The organism is Agrobacterium sp. 5Ca50, assembly GCF_055381905.1.
Genome location: NZ_AP026438.1, coordinates 183,237 through 196,765 on the forward strand (window position 1 = coordinate 183,237; position 13,529 = coordinate 196,765).

General features: G+C 54.3%; 12 protein-coding genes. 8 read left to right on the plus strand and 4 right to left on the minus strand.

All coding sequences use genetic code 11. The features are described from left to right. Positions 1–4 precede the first annotated feature (4 nt). Positions 5–502, plus strand: a complete 498-nt coding sequence (gene rirA, locus ACZ5FM_RS00910) for an iron-responsive transcriptional regulator RirA (RefSeq protein ID WP_250983489.1) — start codon at positions 5–7, stop codon at positions 500–502. A 155-nt stretch (positions 503–657) separates the two neighbouring features. After that, a complete protein-coding gene (locus ACZ5FM_RS00915; protein ID WP_464039461.1) occupies positions 658–1,710 on the plus strand; it encodes an AbrB family transcriptional regulator in 1,053 nt (350 codons plus the stop codon). A gap of 90 nt (positions 1,711–1,800) precedes the next feature. Here the strand turns inward: ACZ5FM_RS00915 and ACZ5FM_RS00920 are convergent, their stop codons facing one another. Further along, the gene (locus tag ACZ5FM_RS00920) at positions 1,801–3,099 is read right to left on the minus strand and encodes a TadE/TadG family type IV pilus assembly protein (RefSeq protein WP_464039462.1); all 1,299 of its coding nucleotides are present in this window, start codon (positions 3,097–3,099) and stop codon (positions 1,801–1,803) included. Between the two features lie 204 nt (positions 3,100–3,303). Between ACZ5FM_RS00920 and ACZ5FM_RS00925 the strand changes: the two genes are divergently transcribed. Continuing rightward, positions 3,304–3,807, plus strand: a complete 504-nt coding sequence (locus ACZ5FM_RS00925; protein ID WP_259147666.1) for a gluconokinase — start codon at positions 3,304–3,306, stop codon at positions 3,805–3,807. A gap of 96 nt (positions 3,808–3,903) precedes the next feature. Here ACZ5FM_RS00925 and ACZ5FM_RS00930 read toward each other — a convergent pair whose 3' ends face one another. From ACZ5FM_RS00930 to ACZ5FM_RS00940, 3 genes are all read right to left on the minus strand, one after another. Beyond that, positions 3,904–5,202 carry an NAD(P)/FAD-dependent oxidoreductase gene (locus ACZ5FM_RS00930; RefSeq protein WP_464040507.1) on the minus strand — a complete coding sequence of 433 codons (1,299 nt, stop codon included), beginning with the start codon at positions 5,200–5,202 and terminating at the stop codon, positions 3,904–3,906. Between the two features lie 7 nt (positions 5,203–5,209). Further along, a complete protein-coding gene (locus tag ACZ5FM_RS00935; RefSeq protein ID WP_192486891.1) occupies positions 5,210–6,568 on the minus strand; it encodes a glutamine synthetase family protein in 1,359 nt (452 codons plus the stop codon). 303 nt (positions 6,569–6,871) lie between these two features. After that, a complete protein-coding gene (locus ACZ5FM_RS00940; protein WP_275640505.1) occupies positions 6,872–8,368 on the minus strand; it encodes a CoA-acylating methylmalonate-semialdehyde dehydrogenase in 1,497 nt (498 codons plus the stop codon). A 106-nt stretch (positions 8,369–8,474) separates the two neighbouring features. Between ACZ5FM_RS00940 and ACZ5FM_RS00945 the strand changes: the two genes are divergently transcribed. From ACZ5FM_RS00945 to ACZ5FM_RS00965, 5 genes are all read left to right on the plus strand, one after another. Next, positions 8,475–9,356: a LysR family transcriptional regulator gene (locus ACZ5FM_RS00945; protein ID WP_250983495.1), complete on the plus strand. Its 882-nt coding sequence runs from the start codon at positions 8,475–8,477 to the stop codon at positions 9,354–9,356. 166 nt (positions 9,357–9,522) lie between these two features. Then, positions 9,523–10,446, plus strand: a complete 924-nt coding sequence (locus ACZ5FM_RS00950) for a DMT family transporter (RefSeq protein ID WP_250983496.1) — start codon at positions 9,523–9,525, stop codon at positions 10,444–10,446. A gap of 367 nt (positions 10,447–10,813) precedes the next feature. Beyond that, on the plus strand, positions 10,814–11,929 hold the full coding sequence (locus ACZ5FM_RS00955; RefSeq protein WP_259147662.1) for a DUF475 domain-containing protein: 1,116 nt from the start codon (positions 10,814–10,816) through the stop codon (positions 11,927–11,929). Between the two features lie 368 nt (positions 11,930–12,297). Then, a complete protein-coding gene (locus tag ACZ5FM_RS00960; protein ID WP_250983498.1) occupies positions 12,298–12,663 on the plus strand; it encodes a MarR family winged helix-turn-helix transcriptional regulator in 366 nt (121 codons plus the stop codon). Continuing rightward, positions 12,660–13,505, plus strand: a complete 846-nt coding sequence (locus tag ACZ5FM_RS00965; protein ID WP_250983499.1) for a C40 family peptidase — start codon at positions 12,660–12,662, stop codon at positions 13,503–13,505. Before ACZ5FM_RS00960 ends, ACZ5FM_RS00965 begins: the two co-directional genes overlap by 4 nt. Positions 13,506–13,529: the final 24 nt, after the last annotated feature.

The following is a 13,529-nucleotide window of genomic DNA, read 5'->3' on the forward strand; positions in this document are numbered from 1 at the left end:
CAGCATGCGCTTGACTAAACAGACCAATTACGCCGTTCGCATGTTGATGTATTGCGCAGCGAATGACGGCAATCTCAGCCGTATCCCGGAAATCGCCAAGGCTTATGGCGTATCCGAATTGTTCCTGTTCAAAATCCTCCAGCCGCTGAACAAGGCAGGTCTGGTCGAGACTGTTCGTGGTCGTAACGGTGGTGTGCGCCTTGGCAAACCAGCTGACAAGATCAGCCTTTTTGACGTTGTCCGCGTCACCGAAGACAGCTTTGCCATGGCAGAGTGCTTTGAAGATGGTGCCGTCGAGTGTCCACTTGTTGACAGCTGCGGGCTCAACTCGGCGCTGCGGAAGGCTCTGAATGCCTTCTTTGACGTGCTGGCAGAATATTCGATTGATGATCTGGTCAAGGCCCGTCCACAGATTGGCTTCCTGCTCGGTCTTGATGACATGCCAGCCAGGCGCCCTGCGGCAAAGACAACGGCCTCTGCGCCTGTCGCGCCTGCAGCCTGATAATTCGTAGACAGTGATTTTCAGAAACCCGCACTTTGTGCGGGTTTTTTATTGGCGAAAAGCAAAACCTGCTTCGCATCTTCCGGCATAGTCGTTAGGTTGATATCAGAATATCCGCCTGTCTTGCATCGCAACATACCGATTGTATTCCTGCCGTGATTACCAAACCAGAGATCCTCACCCTGCTGCTGACGGTTGTCGTTGGTACTGCCGGGGCCGCACTTGCAGCAATTGCAGGTATTCCTGCACCATTTCTTTCCGGCCCCGCACTTGCCGTTACGATGTGCGGACTTTTCGGCCTCAAACTTGATATTCCCAAACGCGTCCGTGATGCCTGCTTCGTGCTTGTTGGCATTTCCATGGGCACCAGCGTAACGCCTGAAATATTCCACGCCGCAAAATCCTGGCCTTTGAGTTTCGTCGCGGTCGTCGTTACCGTTGTCCTGCTACTGTATTGCGGATACTGGCTGCTGCATTACGTGTTCCGTTATGACCGTACCACCGCCATGCTTGCCGCATCGCCCGGCCATCTCAGCTACATTATCAGCCTGAGTGCTGAAACGCGCAGCGACCTTGCCAGCATCAGCATCATTCAAAGTGTACGCGTCCTTGCTTTGACGCTGTCCGTTCCACTGATCGTTGAATATTTCGATCTCGTCAGCACCGATATTTCCGCACCGGCCGCCGCCATGAACCCGGTTGTGCTTGTCGTGACATTTGCCTGCGCACTGCTGCTCGGCATGCTGTTTATCCGCTGGCGTTTTCCTGCTGCTCTGCTTTTGGGTGGCATGGTCGTTTCCGTTGCTACCCATATTACGGGCTTTACCACGGGTGCTGTGCCCCCATGGGCCATCCAGCCGACCTATATTCTGATCGGCTGTCTGATCGGTCTACGATTTTACAATGTTTCGATTGGCGAACTGAAACGGGCCTTTATCGCCGGTGGCGTTTTGACCATCGTAGTGGTGGGCATTGCCGGCGCCATCGCACTCACCATTTCAAACCTCACTGGCGTGCCCCTGAATGCCGTGATGATTGCCTTTGCGCCGGGTGGACTGGAGACCATGGCCGCCATGGCCATCATGATGCATGCCGATGCCACCTATGTTGGCTCGCACCATATTTTGCGTCTGCTGTTTTTGTCATTCCTGATGCCGGCTGTTCTCAAAAGAACAAGCAGACCGGAAGGCAGGGATGCTGGCAAATAACTGGCCGCGACGTCGCATCCGGTTGGCCGGTTGGTCGCAAACGAAAATCCCCGGCGCTGGACCGGGGATCAAACTGTCAGACTATCGGCGTTAGCGAACCAGTCGCACAGAGCCCACTGTGCCGCTGGAACCGGCAGAGCTGTAGGGCTCCAACTGCCAGTTGGCGGAGTTGATGATCATCGAATTGACCACCATGGATATCTTGTTGGACTGATTGGTGGTCGAGTTATAGACCACGTCACGGTTCGGCAGATGGATGATGCCCTCCAGCTGCTCACCCTTGGAGCCGTTGAAGATATATTGCTGCTTGTTGTTGCTGTTGGAGGCATTGCTGGTGTTTTCAAACATCAGAATACCCTTGTAGGTGCCGCTTGTTGGTGCGGTTGCCGTAAAGGTCAGGCCACCATTGGCGCGAATTTCGCTGTTAACGTCAGGGAAGTAGAAGGTCACGCCTTCTGCTACAACGGTCGCGCCGCTGTTGATGATCATACGCCCCTTGATGATATGCAGGCCCGGCTCGAATGTAATTTTCGGGCTGCCGTTAAATGTCGTTGCACAGTGAACGCCTGGCTTCATCACCTGCGTCTGACCGTCGCGCGTGCCGCTTGTTGTGCAAATGGAGGAAACGGTTGGCTCGCTCAACTTGCCGGCATAGGGATTGTCAGCTGCGGCGCAACCCACTTCAAGATTGGTCAGCGTGCCGCCATTCTTGATGTAATTTGTGCCCTTCACGCAGAAGCGCATCGTGTTGATGATGGAGCCGCTATTCATGATGAAGGCGGGATTGCTGGTGGAGTGGACATCGACACCACATTTGGTGGCTTTGACATTGGCTCCGGAATTGATGAGTACAGCCTGGCTCTGCTTACCCATGACGTAAATGCACGGGCCGCCCGTGTCTGCCTTGTCGGCAATCGCGGTGGACGAGACTGAAATGTTCAGTTCATTCAGTCCAGCAAGACCCAGGAAGGATGGTTTGAATTTATCTGCGAATGTGCCGGTTACGCTGCCATCGGGATTGTTGCTGACCGTCAGCACCGCTGCGGAACTCATTTCAACGGGTTGGCCGTCTTTCGTTTCTTCCGGCAGAAACGCGCCCATGAAGTTTTCCACTTCCTGGCGCTGGCTTTTCGCGTCAGATTTCAGAACGGCAGCCAGAACGGCCGCATCCATTTTTTCCTGCAATTCCTGCTTTTTTGCAAAAGCATGCGACATATCAACGGCACCACCTGCTGCAACCAGTAGAACAGGTAACATCACGGCGGCCATAACACCAAAATTTCCGGAGCGGTCTGAAGTCAAGCCACGTAAAATCTGTTTTGTTTTAAATATTTTTGTTTCAAGTCGGGACATCATGTTCAACCGTCGTTTCATATCGAGACAAATCATTCGCTTATAAAATTGTTGTATTTTCAACGCTTTAATATTTTGAAAAGAGTGTAGGCCAACAAACGGTAAACGCGATGCTTGCATTTTTAGCAATTAATGCGTGCCGTAAAATGATTGCTGCAATGACCTTTTTTGGGTTTGCGATCATTTATGAACGTGTTAGGCGAAATTGAAATTTTTTCCTTCCTCCCATTCAGGTGCGTTATGAGAAAAGCAATCGTCGTCATGGGCGTCAGCGGCTGCGGCAAATCCACGGTCGGTGAAGCAATCGCTGCAAAGCTTGGCATTGAGTTTCAGGAAGGCGATCGCCTTCATCCTCAGTCGAATGTTGAGAAAATGGCAGCAGGCATTCCGCTAAACGACGACGATCGTTGGCCGTGGCTGGATTTGATTGGAGAGGAGCTGCGCAAAGGCATTGCCAAAGGCGGCATCGTCATTTCGTGCTCGTCGCTGAAAAAGACCTACCGCGAGCGCCTGCGCAACGCCTGCGACGGTGATCTGGCATTTGTGTTTCTGAATGGATCGCTTGAGCTGCTGACCGAGCGCATGGGCGCGCGCACCGGCCACTTCATGCCACTGTCATTGCTCACCAGCCAGTTGGCAACCTTGGAAGACCCGACCGGTGAACCGGGTGTGGTGACCGTCGATATCAGCCATAGCCCTGAGGTGATTGTTGAAAATGCCCTTGAAGGGCTGAAGCAGGCTTGAAGCCTTGCGACCCGGCCATTGTCCGGTGCGGCTTTCAATTCCCTGACATGAGAAAAGCGCGCCCTTGCAAACAGGACGCGCTTTTTATGGGCTAATTTACAGGCCCAAACGGTCGCGCAGGCCGTACCACCATGCGCCAAGGACCGTCAGTGGCACGCGGAATGTCTTGCCTCCGGGGAATGGCAGGTTTGGCAGGGATGACCACACGTCGAAACGTTCGGCGTGACCGGCCACTGCTTCACCGAGAATCTTGCCGAGAAGATGGGTTGTCGTCACCCCATGGCCACTGTCACCATGCGAGAAGTAGACATTCTCGGCCAGTTTGCCCATATGCGGAATACGCGTCAAAGTCAGCGCAAAATTACCACTCCACGCATACTCGATTTTTGTTTTTTCCAGCTGCGGGAAGGTCTTCAACATATTGGGGCGGATAACGCCGGTCAGATCTGCAGGGTCTGACCCGCCATAGCCGATACCACCGCCATAAAGCAGCCTGTTGTCGGAGGTGCGGCGGTAATAATCGAGAATGTAATTGGCGTCTTCGACACAGTAATTGGCAGGCAAAAGCTGCTCGATCAGATCCGCATCCAGCGGTTCCGTCGCCATGACCTGGCTCGACACCGGCATCATCCTGTCGCCAATTTGCGGCAGTAATTTACCGAGATACGCGTTGCCGCAAACCAGCACATATTTTGCAGTGACCTTGCCGGTTGCCGTCCGCACAATTGGATTTGCACCGAATTCAACCGCAGTAACGCGTGAGTTTTCGTAAATACGTCCGCCGAGACTTTCGACCGCTGCGGCTTCGCCCAGCACCAGGTTAAGCGGATGAATATGTCCACCGAGTTTATCGATCATGCCGCCGGCATAACGATCGGTCTTGACGTATTTCGACACGTCAGCCTTTGAAACCATCTCAAGACCGGTATGCCCGTGTTTTTCCCAATGCGCCTTGTGCGCCTCCATTTCGCGGATTTGTTTATCGGTAAAGGCGGCGAAGAACCCGCCATGAACCAGATCGCAGCCGATTGAATATTTCGCCACACGGCTGCGGATAATCTCTCCGCCTTCCAGCGACATGGCTGCCAGTTTTAGCGCCTTGTCTTTTCCGTAACGCCCCGCAATGGTTTGCAGGTCGCGGCTGTAGCCGTTGACGATCTGGCCACCATTGCGACCGGATGCGCCAAAGCCAATTCGCTCGGCCTCAAGCACGACAACGGAGTAACCGCGTTCACTCAATTCAAGGGCAGCCGACGTTCCGGTAAAGCCGGCACCGATCACGCAGATATCAGCTTCAACATCGCCTTGAAGGGCAGGGCGGACATGTTTGTCATTGGCGGAAGCCGCATACCACGAAGATGTGTGGCCGGGGTTTGTGCTCGCAGAAGAAACCATGCTCATGTCACACCGTCCTGATATATGCGTCATATTCGACGTCGGTTACGCGGAGCGAAAACTCGGAAAGCTCCTGTTGTTTGCAGGCGGAATATAGCGTGCGATATCTTTGTCCAAAGGTCGCGTAGGCAAAGCTGGATCGTGCAAAGCGCTGCAACGCATAGTCCCAGTTCGTCGGCAATGGTTCGTGGTTGATTGCGTGGCTGTCGCCAGCAATAGCGCCGCCGGGCTGGCGCTTTTCCTTCATGCCGGTCAACGCTGCATTGAGGATCATTGCCAGCACCAGATAGGGGTTGGTGTCAGCCCCAGCGACACGGTGCTCGATACGCGTGGCAGGTCGGCTGGCAGTAATTACCCGCACGGCAGCAGAGCGGTTGTCGAATCCCCATGAGGCATAGGTTGGTGCGTGTTCGCTGGGGCGCAGGCGGCGGTAGGAGTTGGCGTGTGGTGCAAACACAGCCATGCTTTCTCCCATGTTTTCCAGCAGTCCGCCAACCGAATGCATCAGTGCATCGGATGGACCATCAGGCCCGATGAAGATGTTGTTGCCGTTTTGATCCAGCACGGAAAAATGCACATGCATGCCGTTGCCAGCCTGTGTGCCATAGGGTTTGGCCATGAAGGTGGCATCAAGGTCATGCTTGCGCGCAACGCCCTTGACGATACGCTTCAGAAACACCGCAAAATCGGCGGCCCGTAGGGCATCCGGGACATGGTTGAGGTTGATCTCATATTGGCCGGGGCCATTTTCACGCAATGTCGTATCGGCCGCCACTTTCTGTTCGCGACATGCCGTTGCCACTTCGTGGAAGACGTTTTCGAAATCCTGTAATTCCGAAATCGAAAGCACCTGGGTCTGGCCGGTATGCCAGCGGCCTTCGCGGCTTTTCGGTGGACGCACAGGGTCAAGGGCAGAGCGCACAGGATCGATCAGGTAAAACTCAAGTTCCGTTGCGACAACAGGTGTTAGACCCAGCTTTTTGTAGCGGTCCAGCACCTGCGCCAGCACGTGGCGTGGATCGGCGAAAAAGCCATTTCCATCGGCATTTTTCATCGCCAGCAGAACCTGCGCGGTCGGACGCCCAAGCCATGTCACGCGCGAAAGCGATTCCGGGACGGCGTAACAAATCCCGTCGGGATCACCCGTTCCTTCAGCAAGCCCGGCGGCGTTTACGTCCCGGCCCCAGATATCAAGGGCATAAACGGAGCGCGGCACGGCCATGCCTTTTTCCAGAATATCCAGCGCGCGTTCGCGCGGAATCCATTTTCCACGCGGAACACCGTTCACGTCGATGACAAAGGCTTCCAGAATTTCAATGTCGGGATTTTCGTTAAAAAAGGTCTTTGCGTATTCAATATTATCCATTCAGGCACCAAAGGTCTGTTTCCGTTCATGCGACATGTTCGCCTGTCGCTAACGAAAAACATCTCTTTGCTGGTAGATCAGAAAACGCGCCACCATAACCCGCAAACACCCCATTATCGGCCGGTCCGGTTAGGACCAACCTTTCTTGATTGAGAGCATGTTACGTGCACTGCGTGCAGAAGGCCAGCCATAAAGCGCATTACGAGAGGGAGAGATCACGCTCTCCGCAATCACAGCTCCAAAAAACAACGCCCGCAGCAATTGATATGCTACGGGCGCGGAAAGTCAGTGATGTCGTTTGGTTTACTTCATTGTCGGCATAACGAACTCGGCGCCAGACTTGATGCCTGATGGCCAGCGTGCGGTGATGGTCTTGGTTTTGGTCCAGAACTTGATGGAGTCTGTACCGTGCTGGTTGAGGTCACCGAAGCTTGAAGCCTTCCAGCCGCCGAAGGAGTGGTAAGCCAGCGGAACCGGGATTGGTACGTTGACGCCAATCATGCCAATGTTGATACGCGATGCAAAGTCGCGAGCCGCATCACCATCGCGGGTGAAGATCGCAACGCCATTGCCATATTCGTGTTTCATCGGCAGATCGATGGCTTCTTCGTAGTTCTTGGCGCGGACAACCGACAGAACTGGTCCGAAAATTTCCTGCTTGTAGATATCCATGTCGGTCGTGACGTTGTCGAACAGGCAGCCGCCGACGAAATAACCGTCTTCATAACCCTGAAGCTTGAAGTTACGGCCGTCAACCAAGAGGTTTGCGCCCTGCTCAACGCCGCTGTCGATGAGACCCTTGACGCGTGCCTGCGCTTCCTTGGTGACCAGCGGGCCCATGTCGGCCTTGTCATCGGTGTAAGGACCGATCTTAAGGGCTTCGATTTGCGGGATCAGCTTTTCGACGAGACGGTTCGCGGTCTCTTCACCAACCGGAACGGCAACGGACACCGCCATGCAACGTTCGCCAGCAGAGCCGTAACCTGCACCCATCAGCGCGTTGACGGCCTGATCGAGATCGGCGTCCGGCATGATGATCATATGGTTCTTCGCACCACCGAAGCACTGGGCACGCTTGCCGTTCATGGCAGCCGTACCATACACGTAACGGGCAATCGGCGTGGAGCCGACGAAGGATACTGCACCAATATCCGGGTCGGTCAGAATGGCATCGACGGCGCCCTTGTCGCCATTGACGACATTGAGGATGCCTGCCGGCAGACCAGCTTCGATCATCAGTTCTGCAAGGCGGATTGGCAGGGATGGATCGCGCTCGGATGGCTTGAGGATGAAGGCGTTACCGCAAGCAATGGCCGGTGCAAACATCCACATCGGGATCATGCCCGGGAAGTTGAACGGTGTGATACCGGCACCAACGCCAACAGGCTGGCGAATGGAATACATGTCAATGGCAGGGCCGGCACCTTCTGTGAACTCACCCTTGGACAGATGCGGAATGCCGCATACGAATTCGCAGACCTCAAGACCGCGGATAATGTCGCCCTTGGAATCATCTACCGTCTTGCCGTGTTCGCTGGAAAGCAGAACGGCAAGTTCGTCCAGGTGGGTGTTGAGAAGCTCAACGAACTTGAAGAATACGCGGGCACGGCGCTGCGGGTTGGTCGCGGCCCACTTTGGTTGTGCCTGCTTGGCGTTCTCAACAGCCGCACGGATTTCAGCTTCGCTGGCCAGTGCCACGGTTGCCTGAACTTCACCGGTTGCCGGGTTGAAAACATCAGATGTGCGCCCACTGGTGCCAGCAACATGTTTGCCGCCAATGAAATGACCGATTTCCTTCATGATGATCCTCCAAATTGAATTGGCGGCAGCATTACGCTTTGAATTGCACAAATCAATGGACTCGAATAATCATCTGTTGTGCAAATTTCGACATAAGGGCTGACAGATGAATTGGGATGATGTGCGCTGTTTCCTGAGTGTGGCCCGTTCCGGGCAGTTTCTGGCCGCTGCAAAACGGCTGGGTGTCAACCACGCAACGCTGAGCCGTAGGGTATCTGCGTTGGAAACTTCGCTCGGTAGCCAGCTGTTCCTGCGCAGCACCAATGGCTGCGAACTGACGGAGCAGGGTGCCCGCTTTCTGGTTTCTGCCGAACGCATGGAAGTGGAAATGATGAACGCCCAGGCAGATCTTGGCCGGGTGGATGCAGCGGTGGCCGGCACGGTGCGTATCGGTGCGCCTGACGGTTTCGGTGTTGCCTTCCTTGCTCCAAGGCTTGGGCCCCTGATCGCCCGTTATCCAGCCCTTCGGGTACAGCTTGTACCGGTTCCACGCTCGTTTTCGCTGTCACAACGTGAGGCGGACATTGCCATCACCATTGAACGACCGGAGCAGGGACGACTGGTGTCCGCCAAGCTGACGGATTATTCACTCGGCCTTTATGCCTCGCGCAGCTATCTGGAGACGAAAGGCACGCCTCCGCAGCTGGAGGCGCTCAAAGACCATACCCGCATTGGTTACGTGGAAGATCTGATCTTCGCGCCATCGCTCAATTATACTGGCGAGATCATGCGCGACTGGGATGCGGCCTTTGAAATCTCCAGTGCCATTGGCCAGACGGAAGCGGTACGCTCGGGTGCCGGCATTGGCATTCTGCACGATTATATAGCGCGGCAATATCCGGAACTTGTCCGACTGTTTCCGCAGCACAGCATTTTGCGATCCTACTGGACAACCTATCATGAATCGGCACGTGAACTCGTGCGTGTGCGCACTGTTGTGCAGTTTTTGCAGGAACTGATTGCCCAGGAGAAAAGAAACTTCACCTGATCCAGACATTTCGCCAGTAAATCAGTGTCCGTTAGCATTCAACGGGCCGGAAAATAAAAAATATTACTTTTGTTGCGAATGGCAATCATCACTGCCTTGACACAACCGACAGGGAAAGAGACTTGTAGGGCAGAAAAACACCATTCCTGCATGAAAAGACCCTGATATGACCGCATTTTTCCAACGTTTGTCTCCATCCAGCCTTGGCGTATGCGTAATGTTGCTGGGAATGCTGATGTTTGCGCTGAATGACGCAATGGGGAAATGGCTGGTTTCCACCTATTCTCTCGGTCAGGTCATCCTTATCCGCAGCGTCGCTGCAATCGTCATACTCTTGCCTATTCTCTGGAAAGTCGGCGTCAGCGGTCTGGTGAACATCGAGCGGCGCGGCCTGCAGTTTGCGCGTGTCTGTTTCTCGACGATCGAAATTTTCTGTTTTTATTACGCCGTCATTTCGCTGCCTCTGGCTGACGTGATGACCTATTGGCTGGCAGCTCCGATCTATGTTGCGGCACTGTCCCCATTCATTCTTGGGGAGAAGGTCGGCTGGCGCCGTTGGACCGCCATCGCAATCGGTTTTGTCGGCGTCATCATTGCCCTCAAGCCAAGCTCGGCAAGCCTGACGCCGGCTGCATTTTTGTCGATTATTGGTAGTGCAGCCTTCGCCTTCATGATGATTTCCGGACGACAGCTGCGAAACACCGCCGATACCACTTTGGCATTTTGGCAGATCGTCGGAGCGTTGCTTGCTGGTGCCGTAGCACTGCTGGTGTCTTCGGATGGGTGGGTGCCGCTTGAATCCACCTTCGATATGTCGTTGTTGTGTCTGCTTGGTATTGTCGCCATGGGCGCGCATGTGCTCGTCAACCGCGCTCTTAAACTGGCCGATGCCGCAGCCGTTGCACCGCTGCAATACACGTTGTTGCTCTGGGCGGTGTTCTTTGGTTGGCTTTTCTTCAACGACATTCCACAAATGTCGATTGTGATTGGTGCAGCACTGATCGTGGTATCGGGCCTCTACATCTTCTTCCGCGAAAATGCGCTGAAGCGCAAAAAGGCAATTGCCGAATTTCCAAACGACCTCGTGTGAGGATACTTGGCAGCCACACCCGTAAAACGGGAAATGCCGGACAAGTTTTGACGGGAAATAGATCGGAAAACGGTTTGTTTCCCGTTTTTGATGATACGCCGCCCGCTCGGGGGACTTGACGAAATCCCAAACTTGGCAGAGTACATAGAGGCTCGTATCACAAATTTATGATCGGGCAAGAGGAACAATGGTGCCGGGCCCCTCTGGCGAGAGTTTTACGGCGCTCTCGCGATGTCGGTACCGCCTGCAAAGCAGCCGGCGGATTTTATCCCATGAAGACAACAACCACGCTTACTGCGCGTGCCATTTGTGGCATGGCGTTTTTTGCTGCGCACGCCAGCATCTCAATTCACGGAGAGATTTGAACATGAGCCTCTCCACCACTCAAAAATCGACCCTTTCCTACTTCAAGTGGGCCTTCATCGTCACTGTTGTTGGCCTTATTCTTGGCGGCTATCTCGGTTGGGAGATGACAGGCACCGTCAGCGGCACTGCAACGATCTTTTTCATCTGCGCAGTTCTGGCTGTTCTTGAAATCTCGCTTTCCTTTGACAACGCCATCGTCAATGCCAACAAGCTCAAGGACATGACGCCGGAATGGCAGCATCGCTTCCTGACCTGGGGGATTCTGATCGCCGTTTTCGGCATGCGTATCGTCTTCCCGCTGCTCATCGTGGTTATCGCTGCCAATGTCGGTCCATGGACTGCCATGGTCATGGCTGCGACTGAACCGGATCGTTATGCGCAGATCATGCAGGACGCACATCTGCCAATCGCGGCATTTGGCGGCACCTTCTTGATGATGGTCGGTCTGAGCTTCTTCTTCGATCACGAAAAAGATGTGCATTGGGTGCGTTGGCTTGAAGAGAAGATTTCCACCTACTCTTCCATCAAGGGTATCGAAATCGCCTTCGTTCTGGTCATCATGCTGGTGTTTTCGCGTATCATTGCAGACAGCAGTGATCCGAAACTCGGTCCTGAAGCAGCAAATGTCTTCTTCAGTTCGGCAATCTGGGGTCTGTTGACCTTCTTGCTGGTGGAAGTTCTCGGCGGCGTGCTCGACCGTAGCCAGCAGATGATGCAGGGTGCGGCAAAGGGCGGTTTCGGCGCGTTCCTTTACCTTGAAGTCCTGGATGCCAGCTTCTCCTTCGACGGCGTCATCGGCGCCTTCGCACTGACCTCGAACCTCTTCATCATTGCCATCGGCCTCGGCATTGGCGCCATGTATGTGCGCTCCATGACGATCATGCTGGTTGAGAAGGGTACGCTGGCGGAATACCGTTACCTTGAGCATGGCGCATTCTATGCCATCCTCATCCTTTCGGTGATCATGTACATGCAGAGCCTGTTCCACATTCCGGAAGTCATCACCGGTCTTGGTGGCGCGGCCCTGATCGGTATCGCGCTGTGGTCTTCAATTCGCTACAATCGAAATGAACGTGCCCATGAGGCAGCGGAAGAAAAACAGGCTGCGGAAGTCTGATTTTTCAAAAGCAACGGACTGATATGAAAATCCCGCCGCACTCCGGCGGGATTTTTTTAGGCAAATGCTTTCGCACTGCACAAATTTTGCCCGATGCCATTTCGGTGTCGGTTTGGCGTAAATCAGCACAATATGCTGAAAATACTGCACTTTTCACTTTGAAACAAAACTGGCACGGTTTCTGCTTTGTAAGAAACAAGTCCAGAGGGGACGGAAAAACGCCCGCTAAAAGGGTGAAATAGACCGCCGTCGATACTTGCTGTCAGCAAGAACATCCGCGGCGGTTTTGCTTTTGCGTGTTGTGTTTATCATCACAATCAAGGAAAACGGATGCGCAGAGCCATGACCCCTGAGAGTTGGAGGGATATTTGCCGGTCGAATTTTCCGCTTCCGAGGCCTTGGGCCTGTGGCACAGGGTAACCCTGAAACAGGTAGAAACCGACGCCCGTGATTTGAGCCTAAGACAGATGGCCGTTCTCCTGCATGTCTATCTTGTTCCTCCGCCACACACCGTCAGAGGTTTGGCGACAGTGCTTGGTGTCACCAAACCGGTGATTACCCGCGCCTTGGATACGATGGGCGACATGGGGCTGATCGACCGCGTGCGCGACGAAAAAGACCGGCGCAACGTCGTCATCAAAAGGACTGTAACCGGTGCTCTTTTCCTTGAAAATTTTGGCGATATGATTATCGAGCAGGCAAGACTGCAAACAACGCCGGAAAAACGCCCATGATACTGGATCGTCGCCTACATGCATTTCGCCCGGACCTCGCCGATACAAGGCTGGAGGGGCAGGTTGAAGCAACCCGTTTTGTGACGGGTGAACCGGCGCGCATCGCGGTGCCAGTCTGTGCCTTGCGCCCATCGCCTGATCTTGCCAAGGGTATAGACACCGAACTTCTGCTCGGTGAAACCGTGCGGGTTTTTGAACGCGCAAATGGCTGGGCATGGGTGCAGGCCGATACGGATGGTTACACCGGTTATCTGCCGGAAACGGCGCTGGGGCAGCTTGAGGCTGCAACGCACCGCATCACTGCACCCAGAACCTTTCTCTATCCTGAGGCAGAACTGCGCAAGCCACCGGTAACAGCTCTGTCCATGGGCAGCACGCTGCGTTTTGTCGGTGAGGCAGAAACCCGCGGGACACGGTATCTTCTGACTGAAAAAGGTGAGGGGGTCATTGCGGCGCACTGTCTGCCGATCGGTGAAATTGTGTCTGATGATTATGTGTCCGTTGCCGTCAGATTTATCGAGACGCCATATCTTTGGGGCGGTCGCTCCGGCTTCGGCATCGATTGTTCTGGCCTTGTCCAATTGTCCCTGTCGATGACCGGCAAGGCCTCGCTGCGCGATACCGACATGCAGGTCAAATCACTGGGCTTTGAGATCGAGCGCGACGAACTCACTCGTGGTGATCTGGTGTTCTGGAAGGGACATGTCGGCATCATGGAAGATGCTGAAACGCTGCTGCACGCCAACGGCCACAGCATGACAGTGGCCCGCGAGAATTTCGATGAAGCCGTCAAGCGCATTGGCTGGCTTTACGAATTTCCGACCTCCTACAAGCGGCTGTAAAAGGCGGCTTATACCGTTCACGAA

Coding starts and splice junctions, on each gene's coding strand:
- rirA (WP_250983489.1), top strand. CDS start 5: ATGCGCTTGACTAAACAGACCAATTACGCCGTTCGCATGTTGATGTAT.
- ACZ5FM_RS00920 (WP_464039462.1), bottom strand. CDS start 3,099: ATGATTTGTCTCGATATGAAACGACGGTTGAACATGATGTCCCGACTT.
- ACZ5FM_RS00925 (WP_259147666.1), top strand. CDS start 3,304: ATGAGAAAAGCAATCGTCGTCATGGGCGTCAGCGGCTGCGGCAAATCC.
- ACZ5FM_RS00930 (WP_464040507.1), bottom strand. CDS start 5,202: ATGGTTTCTTCTGCGAGCACAAACCCCGGCCACACATCTTCGTGGTAT.
- ACZ5FM_RS00935 (WP_192486891.1), bottom strand. CDS start 6,568: ATGGATAATATTGAATACGCAAAGACCTTTTTTAACGAAAATCCCGAC.
- ACZ5FM_RS00940 (WP_275640505.1), bottom strand. CDS start 8,368: ATGAAGGAAATCGGTCATTTCATTGGCGGCAAACATGTTGCTGGCACC.
- ACZ5FM_RS00945 (WP_250983495.1), top strand. CDS start 8,475: ATGAATTGGGATGATGTGCGCTGTTTCCTGAGTGTGGCCCGTTCCGGG.
- ACZ5FM_RS00950 (WP_250983496.1), top strand. CDS start 9,523: ATGACCGCATTTTTCCAACGTTTGTCTCCATCCAGCCTTGGCGTATGC.
- ACZ5FM_RS00955 (WP_259147662.1), top strand. CDS start 10,814: ATGAGCCTCTCCACCACTCAAAAATCGACCCTTTCCTACTTCAAGTGG.
- ACZ5FM_RS00965 (WP_250983499.1), top strand. CDS start 12,660: ATGATACTGGATCGTCGCCTACATGCATTTCGCCCGGACCTCGCCGAT.